The 16,706-nt window shown below is 70.9% G+C and carries 18 protein-coding genes; 11 read left to right on the plus strand and 7 right to left on the minus strand.

The window, feature by feature from the left end; all coding sequences use genetic code 11:
- Window positions 1–18: 18 nt before the first annotated feature.
- Entirely contained in the window at window positions 19–1,545 is a 1,527-nt protein-coding gene (locus ACFY3I_RS14930) for a S8 family serine peptidase (RefSeq protein WP_390860864.1), read from the minus strand.
- A 337-nt stretch (window positions 1,546–1,882) separates the two neighbouring features.
- Between ACFY3I_RS14930 and ACFY3I_RS14935 the strand changes: the two genes are divergently transcribed.
- From ACFY3I_RS14935 to moaA, 3 genes are all read left to right on the plus strand, one after another.
- Window positions 1,883–2,239 (plus strand): DUF485 domain-containing protein, encoded by a 357-nt coding sequence (locus ACFY3I_RS14935; protein ID WP_365283619.1) that lies wholly within the window; start codon window positions 1,883–1,885, stop codon window positions 2,237–2,239.
- The gene (locus ACFY3I_RS14940; protein ID WP_390860865.1) at window positions 2,236–3,855 is read left to right on the plus strand and encodes a cation acetate symporter; all 1,620 of its coding nucleotides are present in this window, start codon (window positions 2,236–2,238) and stop codon (window positions 3,853–3,855) included. Before ACFY3I_RS14935 ends, ACFY3I_RS14940 begins: the two co-directional genes overlap by 4 nt.
- A 156-nt stretch (window positions 3,856–4,011) precedes the next feature.
- Window positions 4,012–5,001, plus strand: a complete 990-nt coding sequence (gene moaA / locus ACFY3I_RS14945) for a GTP 3',8-cyclase MoaA (RefSeq protein WP_365283623.1) — start codon at window positions 4,012–4,014, stop codon at window positions 4,999–5,001.
- 225 nt (window positions 5,002–5,226) lie between these two features.
- Here moaA and ACFY3I_RS14950 read toward each other — a convergent pair whose 3' ends face one another.
- Together ACFY3I_RS14950 and ACFY3I_RS14955 are read right to left on the minus strand one after the other, a co-directional pair.
- Window positions 5,227–5,439 carry a hypothetical protein gene (locus tag ACFY3I_RS14950; protein ID WP_365283625.1) on the minus strand — a complete coding sequence of 71 codons (213 nt, stop codon included), beginning with the start codon at window positions 5,437–5,439 and terminating at the stop codon, window positions 5,227–5,229.
- A gap of 234 nt (window positions 5,440–5,673) precedes the next feature.
- The gene (locus ACFY3I_RS14955; RefSeq protein WP_390860866.1) at window positions 5,674–6,072 is read right to left on the minus strand and encodes a DUF3099 domain-containing protein; all 399 of its coding nucleotides are present in this window, start codon (window positions 6,070–6,072) and stop codon (window positions 5,674–5,676) included.
- A gap of 246 nt (window positions 6,073–6,318) precedes the next feature.
- Here ACFY3I_RS14955 and ACFY3I_RS14960 point away from each other — a divergent pair, with 246 nt between their 5' ends.
- A complete protein-coding gene (locus ACFY3I_RS14960; RefSeq protein WP_365283629.1) occupies window positions 6,319–6,597 on the plus strand; it encodes a GlsB/YeaQ/YmgE family stress response membrane protein in 279 nt (92 codons plus the stop codon).
- A gap of 71 nt (window positions 6,598–6,668) precedes the next feature.
- On the opposite strand, the gene tyrS is transcribed toward ACFY3I_RS14960, so the two are convergent.
- The 3 genes from tyrS to ACFY3I_RS14975 all read right to left on the minus strand — a co-directional run bounded on the left by tyrS (window position 6,669) and on the right by ACFY3I_RS14975 (window position 10,932).
- Window positions 6,669–7,937 carry a tyrosine--tRNA ligase gene (tyrS, locus tag ACFY3I_RS14965; protein WP_390860867.1) on the minus strand — a complete coding sequence of 423 codons (1,269 nt, stop codon included), beginning with the start codon at window positions 7,935–7,937 and terminating at the stop codon, window positions 6,669–6,671.
- Between the two features lie 80 nt (window positions 7,938–8,017).
- A complete protein-coding gene (locus tag ACFY3I_RS14970; protein WP_390860868.1) occupies window positions 8,018–9,412 on the minus strand; it encodes a metallopeptidase TldD-related protein in 1,395 nt (464 codons plus the stop codon).
- A complete protein-coding gene (locus ACFY3I_RS14975; protein ID WP_390860870.1) occupies window positions 9,409–10,932 on the minus strand; it encodes a TldD/PmbA family protein in 1,524 nt (507 codons plus the stop codon). Before ACFY3I_RS14975 ends, ACFY3I_RS14970 begins: the two co-directional genes overlap by 4 nt.
- A gap of 236 nt (window positions 10,933–11,168) precedes the next feature.
- On the opposite strand from ACFY3I_RS14975, the gene fabG reads away from it, so the two are divergent.
- The 3 genes from fabG (at window position 11,169) to ACFY3I_RS14990 (ending at window position 13,213) form a co-directional block, all read left to right on the plus strand.
- Window positions 11,169–11,888: a 3-oxoacyl-[acyl-carrier-protein] reductase gene (gene fabG / locus ACFY3I_RS14980; protein ID WP_365283637.1), complete on the plus strand. Its 720-nt coding sequence runs from the start codon at window positions 11,169–11,171 to the stop codon at window positions 11,886–11,888.
- 5 nt (window positions 11,889–11,893) lie between these two features.
- Window positions 11,894–12,661 (plus strand): enoyl-ACP reductase FabI, encoded by a 768-nt coding sequence (fabI, locus tag ACFY3I_RS14985; protein WP_365283639.1) that lies wholly within the window; start codon window positions 11,894–11,896, stop codon window positions 12,659–12,661.
- A 201-nt stretch (window positions 12,662–12,862) separates the two neighbouring features.
- Complete coding sequence (locus ACFY3I_RS14990; protein WP_390860871.1) at window positions 12,863–13,213, plus strand: hypothetical protein; 351 nt, start codon at window positions 12,863–12,865, stop codon at window positions 13,211–13,213.
- On the opposite strand, the gene ACFY3I_RS14995 is transcribed toward ACFY3I_RS14990, so the two are convergent.
- Window positions 13,191–13,883 (minus strand): FadR/GntR family transcriptional regulator, encoded by a 693-nt coding sequence (locus ACFY3I_RS14995; RefSeq protein ID WP_390860872.1) that lies wholly within the window; start codon window positions 13,881–13,883, stop codon window positions 13,191–13,193. The genes ACFY3I_RS14990 and ACFY3I_RS14995 overlap by 23 nt on opposite strands.
- A 91-nt stretch (window positions 13,884–13,974) precedes the next feature.
- Between ACFY3I_RS14995 and ACFY3I_RS15000 the strand changes: the two genes are divergently transcribed.
- From ACFY3I_RS15000 to ACFY3I_RS15015, 4 genes are all read left to right on the plus strand, one after another.
- Complete coding sequence (locus ACFY3I_RS15000; protein ID WP_390860873.1) at window positions 13,975–15,333, plus strand: CynX/NimT family MFS transporter; 1,359 nt, start codon at window positions 13,975–13,977, stop codon at window positions 15,331–15,333.
- A 192-nt stretch (window positions 15,334–15,525) separates the two neighbouring features.
- The gene (locus ACFY3I_RS15005) at window positions 15,526–15,642 is read left to right on the plus strand and encodes an SGM_5486 family transporter-associated protein (protein ID WP_351498514.1); all 117 of its coding nucleotides are present in this window, start codon (window positions 15,526–15,528) and stop codon (window positions 15,640–15,642) included.
- Window positions 15,643–15,810: 168 nt separating this feature from the next.
- Entirely contained in the window at window positions 15,811–16,017 is a 207-nt protein-coding gene (locus ACFY3I_RS15010; RefSeq protein WP_365283648.1) for a hypothetical protein, read from the plus strand.
- Window positions 16,018–16,096: 79 nt separating this feature from the next.
- Window positions 16,097–16,615 (plus strand): SixA phosphatase family protein, encoded by a 519-nt coding sequence (locus tag ACFY3I_RS15015; RefSeq protein WP_390860874.1) that lies wholly within the window; start codon window positions 16,097–16,099, stop codon window positions 16,613–16,615.
- Window positions 16,616–16,706: the final 91 nt, after the last annotated feature.

Raw genomic sequence — 16,706 nt, forward strand, 5'->3', positions numbered from 1 at the left:
AGTCCTGCCGGGGGACGGTCACCTGACCGCGCGCAGCGCGTTCACGATCCCCGCGCCGTAGAAGCCGTTGACGTGTTTCCCGCCCACGCAGGTGGCGTCCACGACGCCGTCGCCGTCCCCGTCGTAGGGGCCGCTCGGGCAGCCCGGGTTGTCCGCCTCGGCCTTCAGCAGGGCCAGCAGCCGGGCCGGGGAGGCGTGCGGGTGGGCCGACTTCAGCAGGGCGGCGACCGCGGCCACGTGCGGGGACGCCATCGAGGTGCCCTGGAGGAAGCCGTACTGGCCGTTCGGCAGGGTGGACAGGATGCGGCCGTTCTTCGACGGCGTGTCCGGGATCTGGTACTTGTCGCCGCCCGGGCCCGCCACGTCGATGACGCCCCGGCCGTAACTGGAGTAGTACGACTTCGTGCCGTTGACGCCGACCGCGCTCACGGTGACCACGCCGGGCAGCTGGGTCGGCACGTCGAAGCACTCGTGCGGATCGACCGTGCGGGTCGTGGCCGTCGAGTCGTCCGGGCTGGAGGCGTCCGTGAGGGCGTGCGCGTCGAGGTCGTCGTTCGAGTTGCCCGCCGAGGCCACGTTGAGCGTGCCCTTGCTCCGGGCGTACAGCTGCGCCCTGTCGACCGCGTCGACGATGGCCCGCTGATCAGGGTCGTCCATGCAGTTGTACAGCCATGGATCGACGTAGTAGCTGTTGTTGGTGATCTCCACGCCGTGGTCGGCGGCGAACACGAACGCGCAGACGACGCTCTCCGGGTAGAACAGTTGCGTCGAGTCGGGCTGGGCCACGGTGATGCTCGCGACCTTCACCCCCGGTGCCACGCCCGCCACGCCTATGCCGTTGCGGGCCGCGGCTATCTCGCCCGCGACGTGCGTGCCGTGGTAGTGGTCGGCGTCCGCGGGCCGCCAGGCGCCGTACGTCGTGTCGGCCTTGCCGCTCACGCAGTTGGCGGACTGCGCGGCGGAGAAGTTGGGGGCGATGTCCGGGTGGGTGTCGTCGACGCCGGTGTCGATGACACCGACCGTCACCGAGCGGCTCCCCGGGTCGACCGCGGCGGCCCTGTCGGCGCCGATGGCCCGCAGGTCCCACTGGTCGGCCTCCAGGGGCTCCTGGCCCGGCGCCGCCCGCTTCCCGGCCTTCGCGGCCTCCGCCTTCGACAGGACCTGCACGGCCCCCTCGTCGGTGGTGCCGGCCGCGCTCAGCGGGGCGGTGCGCGTCGCACCCGCCGACCGCACTCCGCGCACCGCGCGCATCGCGGCGCCGAAGCCGGGGTTCGCCGAGTGCACGACGATCACACCGATCCGGTCGTACGACACGACGACCGTGCCGCCGTTGCGGGTGATCGCCCGCCGCACCGACGCGATCGTGCGGTGGTCGGTGCCGGTGTTGACGACATAGGCCAGGTTCGGGCCGTCCGCCGCCGGCGCCGCCGCGACCGTCGACGGTGCCGCCGAAGCCGCGGCCGGCAGCAGGCCGAGCGAGGCGGTCAGCGACAGGACGACCGGTACGGCGAGCGCCAGCGCGCGTCTGGAACGCAGATGAGCCATGGGGTCTCCACTTCATCCGGGACATCAACCGAGAACGGGCCCGTCCGAGCCGCGCGTGGCCTGCTTGGACAGGTACATGACGGATGGTGCAGGGCCGAAGCTATCTCCCGCACTCACCGGCCAGCAATGACCCGAGGCGACCCGCGCGAACGACTTCCGAAAGAAGCCGGGCGAGTTGAACCCGTCCACGCGTGGCGCCGTGACCTTGGGCAGGGAGCCGCAGCAGGATCGGGGCCCCCTGCCGGCATCACTCAAAGGAGTCGTGGTATCACTCCAAGTAGGTGATCCAAATGTCTGTCAGGTCCGAATCCGCATGTCCGTATCGCGAGGAGACTCCGTGGCTACCGAGACACCACCGCCCTCGAAAGCGCAGACCCGGCTTCCCTCCAGCGAGGAGTTCGCCGAGGTGCAGCAGAGTCCGGAGTTCGCCGAACTGCGGCACTCCTACCGCTCCTTCGCCTTCCCGCTGACCGTCGGCTTCATCGCCTGGTACCTGCTGTACGTCCTGCTCTCCAACTACGCGGGCGACTTCATGGGCACCAAGGTCGTCGGCAACATCAACGTGGCCCTGGTCCTCGGCCTCGCCCAGTTCCTCACCACGTTCCTCATCGCCTGGTGGTACGCCCACCACGCCGCGGCCGAACTCGACCCCAAGGCAGAGGCCATCAAGTCCCGGACGGAGGGCGGCGCATGACCCCCGCGATCACCATGGCGGCCGGCGAGGCCGGCGAGCACCGGACCCTGATCATCACCCTGTTCGCGGTGTTCGTCGCCGCGACCCTCGTCATCACCGTCTGGGCCGGCCGCCAGACCAAGGACGCCGCCGACTTCTACGCGGGCGGCCGCCAGTTCACCGGCTTCCAGAACGGCCTCGCCGTCTCCGGCGACTACATGTCCGCCGCGTCGTTCCTGGGCATCGCCGGCGCCATCGCCCTCTTCGGCTACGACGGCTTCCTGTACTCCATCGGCTTCCTGGTCGCCTGGCTCGTCGCCCTGCTGCTGGTCGCCGAACCGCTGCGCAACTCCGGCCGCTACACCATGGGCGACGTGCTGGCGTACCGCATGCGCCAGCGCCCGGTCCGCACCGCCGCCGGCACCTCGACGATCGTCGTCTCGATCTTCTACCTGCTGGCCCAGATGGCGGGAGCGGGCGTCCTCGTCTCCCTGCTCCTCGGCATCACCAGCGACGCCGGCAAGATCGGCATCGTGGCCCTGGTCGGCGTCCTGATGATCGTCTACGTCACCATCGGCGGCATGAAGGGCACCACCTGGGTGCAGATGGTCAAGGCCGTGCTGCTCATCGCCGGCGCCCTGCTGCTGACCTTCATGGTCCTGGCCAAGTTCCACTTCAACCTCTCCGACCTGCTCGGCAAGGCCGCCGACAACAGCGCCAAGGGCAGCGCCTTCCTGGAGCCCGGCCTGAAGTACGGCGCCACCGGCACCAGCAAGCTGGACTTCCTCTCCCTCGGCATCGCCCTGGTCCTCGGCACCGCCGGCCTGCCGCACATCCTGATCCGCTTCTACACGGTGCCCACCGCCAAGGCCGCCCGTAAGTCCGTGCTCTGGGCGATCGGCCTGATCGGCGCCTTCTACCTGATGACCCTCGCCCTCGGCTTCGGCGCGGCCGCGCTGATCAAACCGGACGAGATCATCGCCTCCAACAAGTCGGGCAACACCGCGGCCCCGCTGCTCGCCCTGCACCTGGGCGGCGTCGACTCCACCTGGGGCGCGATCCTGCTGGCCACCATCTCCGCGGTGGCCTTCGCGACGATCCTCGCCGTGGTCGCGGGCCTCACCCTGGCCTCCTCCTCGTCCTTCGCGCACGACATCTACGCCAACGTGATCAAGAAGGGGCAGGCCACCGAGAAGCAGGAGATCAACGCGGCCCGCTACGCCACCGTCGGCATCGGCGCGGTGTCGATCCTGCTCGGCGCCCTGGCCCGCGACCTCAACGTCGCCGGCCTGGTCGCGCTCGCCTTCGCGGTCGCCGCCTCCGCGAACCTGCCGACCATCCTCTACAGCCTGTTCTGGAAGCGCTTCACCACCGCGGGCGCCCTCTGGTCCATCTACGGCGGCCTGGTCACCGCGGTCGGCCTGGTGCTGTTCTCGCCGGTGGTGTCCGGCAAGGAGACCTCGATGTTCCCGGACGTCGACTTCCACTGGTTCCCGCTGGAGAACCCGGGCATCATCTCGATCCCCGTCGGCTTCCTCCTCGGGATCGTGGGCACCCTGCTGTCGAAGGAGACCCCGGACGCCGCGAAGTACGCGGAACTGGAGGTGCGGTCCCTGACCGGCACCGGGGCGCACTGAGCTTCGTACGACAGGCCGCGTCGGGGGGGGATCGTAGGACCCTACGACGCGGCCGCGTCGTACCTCGTGGCATCGGTCCTCTCGCGATGTCGGCGCGGTCACGTAGGCTCGCAGGTGACGGAAGACAACCGATCCGTAACGAGGGAGGGGGCCCACGTGCTCATCGATACCTACGGCCGGGTGGCCACCGACCTGAGGGTCTCGCTGACCGACCGGTGCAATCTGCGCTGCACCTACTGCATGCCCGAGGAGGGTCTGCAGTGGCTCACCAAGACCGCGCTGCTCACGGACGACGAGATCGTCCGACTGATCGACATCGCCGTCCGCCTGCTCGGCATCGAGGAGGTCCGCTTCACCGGCGGTGAGCCCCTGCTCCGCCCCGGCCTGGTCGGCATCGTCGAGCGGGTCGCGGCGCTGGACTCCCGCCCCGGGATGTCCCTGACCACCAACGGCATCGGACTGCGGCGCACGGCCCAGGCCCTGAAGTCGGCCGGCCTGGACCGGGTCAACGTCTCCCTCGACACCCTCCGCCCGGAGGTCTTCAAGATCCTCACCCGCCGCGACCGGCACCGGGACGTCCTCGACGGCCTCCTGGCCGCCCACGACGCGGGCCTGACCCCGGTCAAGGTCAACACGGTCCTGATGCCCGGCCTGAACGAGGACGAGGCCCCCGACCTGCTGGCCTGGGCGCTGCGGCACGGCTACGAACTGCGCTTCATCGAGCAGATGCCGCTGGACGCCCAGCACGGCTGGAAGCGCGACGGCATGGTGACGGCGGGGGACATCCTCGCCTCGCTCCGCACCCGCTTCGACCTGACACCCGAGGACGCGGAGGAGCGGGGTGCCGCCCCGGCGGAGCGCTGGCTGGTGGACGGCGGCCCGCACCGCGTCGGAGTCATCGCCTCGGTCACCCGGCCGTTCTGCGCGGCCTGCGACCGCACCCGCCTCACGGCCGACGGCCAGATACGCAACTGCCTGTTCGCCAGGGAGGAGACGGACCTGCGCGGCGCACTGCGCTCAGGCGGTTCCGACGAGGAGATCGCCCGCATCTGGCGGCTCGCGATGTGGGGGAAGAAAGCCGGAGCGGGCCTGGACGATCCCACCTTCGTCCAGCCGGACCGCCCGATGTCCGCGATCGGGGGCTAGCGGCCGTCCCGCCGGAGCGGCTGCGCGAAGCCGCGCGACAGGCGGGCCTTCGCGAACCGCCTAAGGGCTGTCCCGTAATCCCCGGTGGGTCGGCGCACGGCGTCAGATGCGGTGCATCGCAAGGCGGAGGGTCGTCCTCATACTGGGCGTATTCGGGCGACCCCGACAACGCCGCGAGGTGCCGTAGCTGTCGTCGTGCGCCCGCCGGGGATTACGGGACAGCCCTTAGTGGGACTCGGACGGCTGCCATTCCTCCAGCAGCACCACGTCCTTCAGGAATCCGCGCACCCCGAGGAACTGCGAGAGGTGCTCGCGGTGTTCCTCGCACGCGAGCCAGGTCTTGCGCCGCTCCGGCGTGTGGATCTTCGGGTTGTTCCACGCCAGCACCCACACGGCGGCGGCCCGGCACCCCTTCGCCGAACAGATGACGTCACTCACTACTTCGTCCCGCACCGTGTCGTCCCGCACCAGAAAGCCCCGTAAACAAGGCGACGCCGAGCAGCCACGGGGGGAGCTGCCCGGCGTCGGTCCGTCGCTCCGACGGGGGATGCGGAGCGCGTACGCAGTATGTCATGGGTCACCCGCCGCCCGGCACCGGAACTGCGCGATTGATCTGAGCTTTTCTTGAGCTTTGTGCGTGGCCGCGGCCCGCCCACGCCGGGGCCCCGGTGGTCAGACCGACTCGGGCCGCTCATCGCGTACCCCCGTCACCGGGTCGGCGCGCACGTCCTCCGGGACGGGTTCCGGGCGCGGTTCCTCGGCGCGCGGCGGTGCGATCATCAGCCGGGTCGGTGCGATGCCGAACGTCGACGGAAGGGAGGCCGGCCGCTCCCGGCCGGCGTTGGCGATCACGACCGCGACATAGGGGAGCAGTGCCCCGAGTACCAACGCCACGACCGCGACATAGCGTTCGACGTTCCACAACGTGGCCGCCAGGATCACCGACACGGTCCGGACACCCATCGAGATGACGTACCGCCGCTGCCGGCCGCGCACGTCCTCCGCGAGGCCGGTGCGGGCCCCGGTGATCCGGAACACCTGGACGCTGCCGCCGCCGCGCTGCTTCCGCATCAGATTCCACCATCCGCCCGCATCGGACACTCCCCGGCCCGTACGCTGCCCGCGCCCGCACGGGGAACCGGGCCAGGACGCCTCTTACGTTACGCCGCGCCTGCGCCGCGTTCGAGACCGGGTCACCCTCCCGCCTGCGTGAACGTTCTGCGCCGTAGCGCGTACGGGTGTACCGACATGCGCCGTACGGCGGGCAGGCCGAGACTTGGCGTAATGCTCACGTCGAGCCGTACCTAGGAGGCAGGCATGGGATGGTTGTGGGCGATCATCGTGGGATTCGTGCTGGGCCTGATCGCGAAGGCGGTCATCCCCGGCAAGCAGCACAGCCCCCTCTGGCTGACGACCATCTTCGGCATCCTGGGGGCGATCGCCGGCAACGCCGTCGCCCGTGCGCTGGGCGTGGAGGCGACCAGAGGCATCGACTGGAGCCGCCACCTCTTCCAGCTGGTCGCCGCGGTCATCATCGTCTTCCTGGGCGACATGCTCTACACGGCGACGCTGGGCAGGCGCAGGCACCGGGTCTGAAGCGTCCGTGAGGGGTGCGGGTCCTGTCACGGCACCCGCACCCCTCACCACGCTCAGGCCCCTCACCACGCTCAGGCCCCGACGACCTCCACGGCCGCCAGGTTCTTCTTGCCCCTGCGCAGCACCAGCCATCGCCCGTGCAGCAGCTCAGCGGGATCCGGTACCGCGTCCTCGGCGGTCACCTTGACGTTGTTCACGTAGGCCCCGCCCTCCTTCACGGTCCGCCGGGCCGCGGACTTGCTCGCCACCAGCCCGACCTCGGCGAACAGGTCCACCACCGGCGCCAGTTCGGCGACCTGGATGTGCGGCACCTCGGAGAGCGACGCGGCCAGCGTGCGCTCGTCCAGCTCCGCCAGCTCGCCCTGCCCGAAGAGGGCACGGCTCGCGGCGATCACCGCGGCCGTCTGGTCCGCGCCGTGCACCAGCGTCGTCAGTTCCTCGGCCAGCGCCCGCTGGGCGGCCCGCGCCTGCGGACGCTCCTCGGTCTGCCGCTCCAGGTCCTCGATCTCCTCGTGCGACCTGAAGCTGAAGATCCGCAGGAACTTGGAGACGTCCCGGTCGTCCGCGTTCAGCCAGAACTGGTAGAAGGCGTACGGTGTGGTCATCTCGGGATCGAGCCAGACCGTGCCGGACTCCGTCTTGCCGAACTTGGTGCCGTCGGCCTTGGTGATCAGCGGCGTGCCCAGCGCGTGCACCACGGCGTCGGGCTCGACCTTGTGGATCAGGTCGGTGCCCGAGGTGAGGTTGCCCCACTGGTCGCTGCCGCCGGTCTGCAGCGTGCAGCCGTGCCGCCGGTACAGCTCCAGGAAGTCCATCCCCTGGAGGATCTGGTAGCTGAACTCCGTGTAGCTGATGCCCTCCTGGGACTCCAGGCGCCGGGCGACGGCCTCCTTGGCGACCATCTTGTTCACGCGGAAGTGCTTGCCGACGTCCCGCAGGAACTCGATGGCGGACATGCCCTGGGTCCAGTCCAGGTTGTTCACCATGACCGCCGCGTTCGGGCCCTCGAAGTCGAGCAGCGGTGCGATCTGCGCGCGCAGCCGCTCGACCCACTGGGCGACGACCTCGGGTGCGTTCAGCGTGCGCTCGGCGTTCGGCTTCGGGTCGCCGATCAGGCCCGTGGCACCCCCGACCAGGCCCAGCGGGCGGTTGCCCGCCTGCTGGATCCGGCGCATCGTCAGGATCTGCACGAGGTTGCCGAGGTGCAGGCTGGGCGCGGTCGGGTCGAAGCCGCAATAGAACGTGACGGGACCGTCCGCGAACGCCTTGCGCAATGCGTCCTCGTCCGTGGAGAGGGCGATGAGCCCCCGCCACTTCAGTTCGTCGACGATGTCCGTCACGGTTCTCGTATCTCCTCGGGCGATCTTCGGGTGATCATCAGATGATCTTCGGGTGGTCGAGCGACACCCCGGCTACGAGGTTATACGCCCTGACTGACAGAGCTCATATTGAAGTCGGGCACGCGCAGCGCGGGCATCGCAGCCCTAGTGAACCAGTCGCTCCACTCCCTCGGCAGCGTCTTTTCCGTGCGCCCGGCCTCCGTGGCCCGTCCCAGCAGGTCCACCGGCGACTCGTTGAACCGGAAGTTGTTCACCTGCCCGGTGACCTGGCCGTTCTCCACCAGGTAGACGCCGTCCCGGGTCAGCCCCGTGAGCAGCAGCGTCGCCGGGTCGACCTCGCGGATGTACCAGAGGCAGGTCAGCAGCAGCCCGCGCCCGGTGGCGGCGACCATGTCCTCCAGGGAGTGCTCCCCGCCGCCGTCCAGGATCAGGTTCCCGCCCGCCGGGGCGACCGGCAGCCCGGTCAGACCGGCCGTGTGCCGGGTGGTGGTCAGGTGCTTCAGCTCGCCGGCCGCGACCCACTCGGTGGCGGGGACCGGCAGCCCGTTGTCGAAGACCGACTGGTCACCGCCGGAGGAATGGGCCACGACGAACGGCGCGGACTCCAGGCCCGGCTCGTTCGGATCGCTGCGCAGGGTCAGCGGCAGCTCGGTCAGCCGCTCACCGACGCGGGTGCCGCCACCCGGCTTGGAGAACACCGTCCGCCCCTCGGTGGCGTCCCGCCCGGACGCCGACCACAGCTGGTAGATCAGCAGGTCGGCCACCGCGGTCGGCGGCAGCAGCGTCTCGTAACGGCCCGCCGGCAGGTCCACCCGCCGCTCCGCCCAGCCCAGCCGCACGGCCAGTTCGGCGTCGAGGGCGCCGGGGTCGACGTCCTTGAAGTCCCGGGTGGACCGACCCGCCCAGGCCGACCGGGTGCGGTCCGGGGACTTCGCGTTCAGCTCCAGGGTGCCGTTGGGCTGGTCGTGGCGCAGCCGCAGCCCGGTCGAGGTGCCGACGTACGTCGAGACCAGCTCGTGGTTGGCGAAGCCGTACAGCTCGCGGCCACCGGCACGCGCGCGGGCGAAGGCCTCACCGAGCGCCGGGGCGAAGTCGGCGAACACGGCCGAGGAGGTCTCGGTGGGCGCGTCCGTGAAGTCCGGGGCCTCCGGCACGCCGGTGACCAGCGGCTGCGCGTCCTCGGCGGGACCCGCGCCCCGCGCGGCGGCCTCGGCGGCCCGCACCAGCGGCTCCAGGTCCTCCGCGGTCACCGCCGACCGGGACACCACACCGGAGGCCGTGCCCTCCTTGCCGTCGACGGTCGCGACGACGGTGAGCGAACGGCCGCGTGTGACGCCGTTCGTGGTGAGCGCGTTCCCGGCCCAGCGCAGGTTGGCGGTGGAGTGCTCGTCGGCGATGACCACACAGCCGTCGGCGCGGGAGAGCTCCAGCGCGCGCTCGACGATCTCGTGCGGCTTGTTGCTGCGGGCGCTCATCGACCGGCCTCCTGCGTGGTGTTGAGGATGTTGACGCCCCTGAAGAGGGCCGAGGGGCAGCCGTGGGACACGGCGGCGACCTGTCCCGGCTGCGCCTTGCCGCAGTTGAAGGCGCCGCCCAGGACGTACGTCCCCGGGCCGCCGACGGCCGCCATGGAGCCCCAGAAGTCGGTGGTGGTCGCCTGGTAGGCGACATCGCGCAGCTGCCCGGTGATCCGCCCGTTCTCGATCCGGAAGAACCGCTGTCCGGTGAACTGGAAATTGTACCTTTGCATATCAATTGACCAGGAACGGTCGCCGACGACGTAGATGCCGCGGTCGACCCCGCCGATCAGGTCCTCGGTCGACAGCCCGGCCGGGTCCGGCCGGAGGGACACGTTCGCCATCCGCTGCACGGGCACGTGCCCGGGGGAGTCGGCGTACGCGCACCCGTTGGAGCGCTCGAAGCCGGTCAGCTTCGCGATCCTGCGGTCCAGCTGGTAGCCGACGAGCGTGCCGTCCTTCACCAGGTCCCAGGACTGGGCCTCGACGCCCTCGTCGTCGTAGCCGACGGTCGCCAGGCCGTGCTCCGCGGTGCGGTCGCCGGTGACGTTCATCAGTTCGGAGCCGTACCTGAGTTTGCCGAGCTGGTCGAAGGTGGCGAACGAGGTGCCGGCGTAGGCCGCCTCGTAGCCCAGCGCGCGGTCCAGCTCGGTGGCGTGGCCGATCGACTCGTGGATGGTCAGCCAGAGGTTGGACGGGTCGACCACCAGGTCGTACAGCCCCGCCTCCACGCTAGGCGCCCGCATCTTCTCGGCCAGCAGCTCGGGGATCTGCTCCAGTTCGGCGTCCCAGTCCCAGCCGGTGCCGGTGAGGTACTCCCAGCCGCGCCCGACCGGCGGCGCGACGGTCCGCATCGAGTCGAACTCACCGCTGGAATCGTCCACCGACACGGCCGTCAGCTGCGGGTGCAGCCGTACCCGCTGCTGGGTGGTCACGGTCCCGGCGGTATCGGCGTAGAACTTGTTCTCGTGCACGGTGAGCAGCGAGGCGTCGACGTGGTTGACCCCGTTCGCCGCCAGCAGCCGCGCGCTCCACTCCGCTAGCAGCGCCGCCTTCTCCTCGTCGGGCACGGTGAACGGGTCGATCTCGTACGAGGAGACCCAGGTGCGTTCCGCGTGCACCGGCTCGCCGGCCAGCTCCACCCTCTCGTCCGACCCGGCGGCCTTGATGACCTGCGCCGAGAGCTTGGCCATCGCCACCGCCTGGGAGGCGACCTTGGCGGCGGCGTCCAGGGTCAGGTCGACCCCGGAGGCGAACCCCCAGGTGCCGCCGTGCACGACCCGGACCGCGTAGCCGAGGTCGGTGGTGTCCGACGATCCGGCGGGCCGGGCGTCCCTGAGACTCCAGGACGCGCTGCGCACCCGCTCGAACCGGAAGTCCGCGTGCTGGGCCCCGAGCGCCCGCGCGCGTGCGAGCGCGGCGTCGGCGAGGGCCCGTAGCGGAAGCGCCGTGAAGGCTTCGTCGATGGAATGGGGCACGGAGGTCTCCCTGCTGTCGTGGCCTGTCCCTCCGATCATGTCGCGCCCGCGGGTGTACGGACCACAGGTTTCGGTCCGGCGCCACGTCTTTATGTAGGGACCCGACAGCGACACCCCCGAGCCACTGTCGGTGCCCGCTTGGTCGCGGTGATGGCGGGACCGATAGGTTTTCGATGAAGCCGCCTGTCGTGCCAGCTGTACCGGCCGGTGGTCAGACCGAACGAAAGGGTGATCCGTTGAGCCGCTCGGTTCTCGTCACTGGAGGCAACCGGGGCATCGGCCTCGCCATCGCCCGCGCATTCGCCGACAACGGCGACAAGGTTGCCGTCACGTACCGCTCGGGTGAGCCGCCCGCCGTCCTCAAGGAACTGGGCTGCCTCGCCGTCAAGTGCGACATCACCGACAGCGAGCAGGTGGAGCAGGCCTACAAGGAGATCGAGGACGCCCACGGCCCGGTCGAGGTCCTGGTCGCCAACGCCGGCATCACCAAGGACACGCTCCTGATGCGGATGTCCGAGGAGGACTTCGCCTCGGTCGTCGACACCAACCTCACCGGCACCTTCCGTGTCGTCAAGCGCGCCAACCGCGGCATGCTGCGCGCCAAGAAGGGCCGCGTCGTCCTGATCTCCTCGGTCGTCGGCCTCCTCGGCGGGCCCGGCCAGGCCAACTACGCCGCCTCCAAGGCCGCCCTGGTCGGCTTCGCGCGCTCCCTCGCCCGTGAGCTGGGCTCGCGCAACATCACCTTCAACGTCGTCGCGCCCGGTTTCGTCGACACCGACATGACCAAGGTGCTCACCGACGAGCAGCGCGCGGCCATCGTGTCGCAGGTGCCGCTCGCCCGGTACGCGCAGCCCGAGGAGGTCGCCGCGACGGTGCGGTTCCTGGCCTCGGACGACGCCTCGTACATCACTGGAGCCGTCATCCCCGTTGACGGCGGACTGGGAATGGGTCACTGATCACCATGAGTGGAATCCTCGAGGGCAAGCGGGTCCTGATCACGGGCGTGCTGATGGAGTCCTCCATCGCCTTCCACGCGGCCAAGCTGGCCCAGGAGCAGGGTGCCGAGATCATCCTCACCGCGTTCCCGCGGCCCACGCTGACCGAGCGCATCGCCAAGAAGCTGCCGAAGCCCACCAAGGTCATCGAGCTGGACGTCACCAACGACGAGCACCTCGCGCGGCTGGCCGACCTGGTCGGCGAGGAGCTGGGCGGCCTCGACGGAGTCGTGCACTCCATCGGCTTCGCCCCCCAGGACGCGCTCGGCGGCAACTTCCTGAACACGCCCTTCGAGTCCGTCGCGACCGCCATGCACGTCTCGGCGTACTCCCTGAAGTCGCTGACCATGGCCTGCCTGCCGCTGATGCAGAACGGCGGCTCGGTGGTCGGCCTCACCTTCGACGCCCAGTACGCGTGGCCGCAGTACGACTGGATGGGCCCGGCCAAGGCCGCCCTGGAGGCCACCAGCCGCTACATGGCGCGCGACCTCGGCAAGCAGAACATCCGCTGCAACCTGGTCTCGGCCGGCCCCATCGGTTCCATGGCCGCCAAGTCCATCCCGGGCTTCAGCGACCTGGCCGCCGTCTGGGACCACCGCTCTCCGCTGGAGTGGGACCTCAAGGACCCGGAGCCGGCCGGCAAGGGCATCGTCGCGCTGCTGAGCGACTGGTTCCCGAAGACCACCGGCGAGATCATCCACGTGGACGGCGGCCTGCACGCCATCGGCGCCTGACGCGTACGGACACCGTCCTCACGCGGTCACCGTTCTCACGCGGACATCCTGAGGCCCGCACTCCCCGGGGAGTGCGGGCCTCACCCGTTCGGCCCACCGGCCGGGCCGTCGCCGGCCGGGCGGCGCACTCTGGGACTACGCGTCGGATCACGCGTTCACCGTGCGACGTCCCTCCCCAGCCCGGCCGAGGAGGTCCCCCTTGTGCGCCTGTTCCGCAGCCTGGCCCCAGTGACCACGGCCCTCGCCCTCGTGCTGGCCCTGCCGTACGACGCCGCGTCCCACGCGCGCGTGGACGGCGATGACCGGCCGGCCCCGCAGCTTTTCGGCGCGTCCTGCCGGACGACCGTCCGGGGCTCCCACGTGGTGGCCTACTGCCACAACCCCTACGTGGACACCGACCGGGTACAGCTGCACATCGAGTGCGCCCAGTGGTGGGACATCGACACCGACGGTTCCCCGGTGGACACCGGACCGGCGATGACCGTACGGCTCACCGGCCGCTGCTGGCAGGACGTCCGCTCGGTGTGGATCAGCCACCAGAAGGCGGACTGAACCGGTCGGGACGGCACAGGTACGGGTAGCTGGCCGCCTCCTTCGCGGCCGCGTCCGCGTCGCCCGCGCGGATCGCGTCGACCAGCCGGGCGTGGTCCATGTACGTCTCCGGTGTCAGCTCGGCGCCGACGTCCGCCCGCAGCCAGTCCCGCAGCACCTCGCCCAGGTCGGCGTACATCGCCGTCATCACGTCGTTGTGCGAGGCGGCCACCACGGCCAGGTGGAAGGTCGCGTCCGCCGTCACGAAGGCCTCCGCCTCACCCGACTCCCAGGCCCGCTCGCGGTGCGCCAGCAGCGCGTCGAGCTGCCTGAGGTCCTTCTCGCCGCGTCGGGTGGCTGCCAGCCGGGCCGCCGCCGACTCCAGGGTGGAGCGCAGCTCGGCGATGTGCCGGGGGTCGGCCCCGGCGAACCGGCGGTGCATCACGCCGGCCAGCTCACTGGTGGCCACCACGTAGGTGCCCGAGCCCTGCCGGATGTCCAGCAGGCCGTTGTGCGCCAGCGCGCGGACGGCCTCCCGGACGGTGTTGCGGGCGACCCCGAGCTGTTCGACCAGCTCCGGCTCGGTGGGGATGCGCGAGCCGACCGGCCATTCGCCGGTGGCGATCTGGTTCCGCAGCTCGGCGATGACCTGCTCGGACAGCGCCGAGCGGCGTGGGTGGCTCAGAGGCATGACACACCTTCGCACGCGAGGGCCGGGCCGTGGCGGCGGGGTGTGCCGCGCTTCACCACCCGGACTGGACAACCAATCATCCCATGATTCTATGATGAGTGTCATGGGAGCCGAGGAAAACACCGCGACGACATCCGCACCAGGAGCAGCCACGACAGCACGAACGACGGAATCCGGCGGAAGCCGCCCCGTGAACGGCACGCGCGCGTGGACGACACGGCTGTTCGTCGTCGGCATCCTGCTGGCCGCCGTCAACCTCCGGCCCGCCATCACCAGCCTCGGCGCCCTCCTCGAGGAGGTCCGCGACGGGCTCGGCATGAGCGGCAGCGTCGCCGGGCTGCTCACCTCCGTGCCGCCGCTCTGCTTCGCCGTCTTCGGCGTCATGGCCCCCCGTCTGGCCCGCCGCTTCGGCCCGCCGGCGGTGGTCTGCGCAGGCATGGCCGCCATCACGGCCGGCCTGCTGATACGCCCGTACGTCGGTGGCACGGCCGGGTTCCTGGCCGGCAGCGCGCTCGCGCTCATGGGCATCGCGGTCAGCAACGTGCTGATGCCGGTCATCGTCAAGCGCTGGTTCCCCGACCGGGTCGGCTCCATGACCGGGCTGTACTCGATGGCCCTCGCCGCCGGCACCGCGGTCGCCGCCGCGGTGACCGTGCCCCTGACGGACGCGCTCGGCGGCGGCTGGCGCCCAGGGCTGGCGGTGTGGGCGGGACTGGCGGCGGTCGCGGTGCTGCCGTGGATCACGCTGGTCCGGGACCGGGGGCCGGCGCCGGCCCCCGAGGCCACGGCACACGCGGGTACGGCACACGCGGGTACGGCACACGCGGGTACGGACCGGCGGCCGCCCGCGCCGCCCGCTCTGCGCATCACCCGCAGCCGCACCGCATGGGCGCTCGCCGTCTTCTTCGGACTCCAGGCCACCGCCGCCTACATCACGATGGGGTGGATGGCACAGATCTTCCGCGACGCGGGCGTCTCCGCCGGTACCGCCGGACTGCTGCTGGCCGTCACGATGGTGATGGGCGTACCGCTGGCCTTCGTCATCCCGCGCGTGGCCACCCGGCTCCCGCACCAGGGCCCGATCGTGATCGTGCTCGGGGTGTGCGGACTCGCGGGCTACGCCGGCCTGTGGGCCGCTCCGGCCGGCGGCGCCTGGGCCTGGGCCGTGCTGCTCGGCATCTCGAACTGCGCGTTCCCGCTGGCCCTCACGATGGTCGGGATGCGGTCCAGGACCGGCGCCGGCGTCGTACAGCTCTCCGCCTTCGCCCAGAGCGTCGGCTACCTGATCTCCATCCCCGGGCCGCTGCTGGTCGGCGTGCTCTACCAGCACAGCGGCGGCTGGGGCCTGCCCATCGCCCTCATGATCGGCCTGATGGTCCCGCAGATGGCCGTCGGCGTCCTGGCGGGCCGCGACCGCACGGTCGAGGACGAGGCGGCCGCGACCGCCTGACGCCCGACGCCTGACGCCCGACGCGGCGCGTGCGGGTACGGGGGCGGGTGCGGGCGGTGCGGGGGCGGCACGCGTCCGGGCGCGGGCGCGGCCTCGCGGGCACGGCACCGGTGGGGTCCCGTCGGGGCCCGCGCGGCGTGTCGGGCCACCCCCGCCCGGTCCGGCTCCTTCGCGGGATGCCAGACTGAGCGCATGCCAGTGCTCGACCCGAACCCCCAGAACGGTCAGAAGAAGATGCTGATCGTCTTCGGCTCGTTCTTCGCCATCTTCGTCGTCATCGCCGTCATCGCGACCCTCGCGTCACCCTGACCACGGTCCCGGCGGCCGTTGGTGGGGCTAGCCCCACCAACCCCTAGGGGGTGAGGGTCAGGGTGAAGTGGGTGGATCACCGGATGGGGCGGCGGCCGCGGATTCCGTAACTTCGAGGTGTGGCCGCGAGGGGCGGCCGCCGAAGCCCGGAGACCAGCGGAGGCGACCATGCCGGCCCGTACGCACACCCTGCCCCACCCCGCCACCCCGGGCAGCGTCGACGTCCGGCTGCCCTGGTGGGCCCTCGCGCTGCCCGCGCTCGCCTTCGTCGCGCTCCTGGCGCTGATACTGAACCCGGCGGACGCGCACGCGACCACCGGTGACCCGGCCGTCACCCATCTCGTCGAGCGGGTCCAGCAGATCGTCACGCGTTAGCCCCACGGCCTCCGGACCGGGCCGGGCCGCATGTCAACTCCCTGCGCCCGTTGGCCTGTTTCATGCGAAGCTGGGTGACATGAGTGTCGCAGAACGCCGCAGGATCGTCTTCTTCCGCCATGCGAAAGCCGACTGGCCGCAGGTGACCGACCACGAGCGACCGCTCGCTGACCGGGGCCGAATGGACGCCGCCGTCGCCGGACGCAAGCTCGCGGACAGCGGCATCACCTTCGACCTGGCCCTGTGCTCCACTTCCGTGCGCACCCGGGAGACCTGGAAGCTCGCCGTCCACGAACTCGCACACCGGCCGAAAACAGTCTATGAGGAGCGGGTGTACGAGGCCTCTCCGGGCGAGTTGATCGCCGTGCTCAACGAGGTGCCGGACGACGCGCAGGACGTTATCCTCATCGGTCACAACCCCGGGGTGCACGGCGTGACCGAGATCCTTATCGGTGATTCCGAGGGCGACGCCCGCGACCGGATGAACAGCCGGGGCTTTCCCGCCGCGGCCTTCGCCGTCGTGACCTTCGAGGGCACCTGGAAGAGCCTGGAACCCGGCGTGACCACGCTCGTGGACTACTGGGCCCCCTCCGAGTGACACGACCGGGACGACTGTCCGACGACCACCGCTCCCTCCGGACGTGTGGCGACCAGGGGCCCGGCACCGATCACCTCGGTGCCGGGCCCCT

Source organism: Streptomyces sp. NPDC001068 (assembly GCF_042897315.1).
GTDB lineage: Bacteria > Actinomycetota > Actinomycetes > Streptomycetales > Streptomycetaceae > Streptomyces.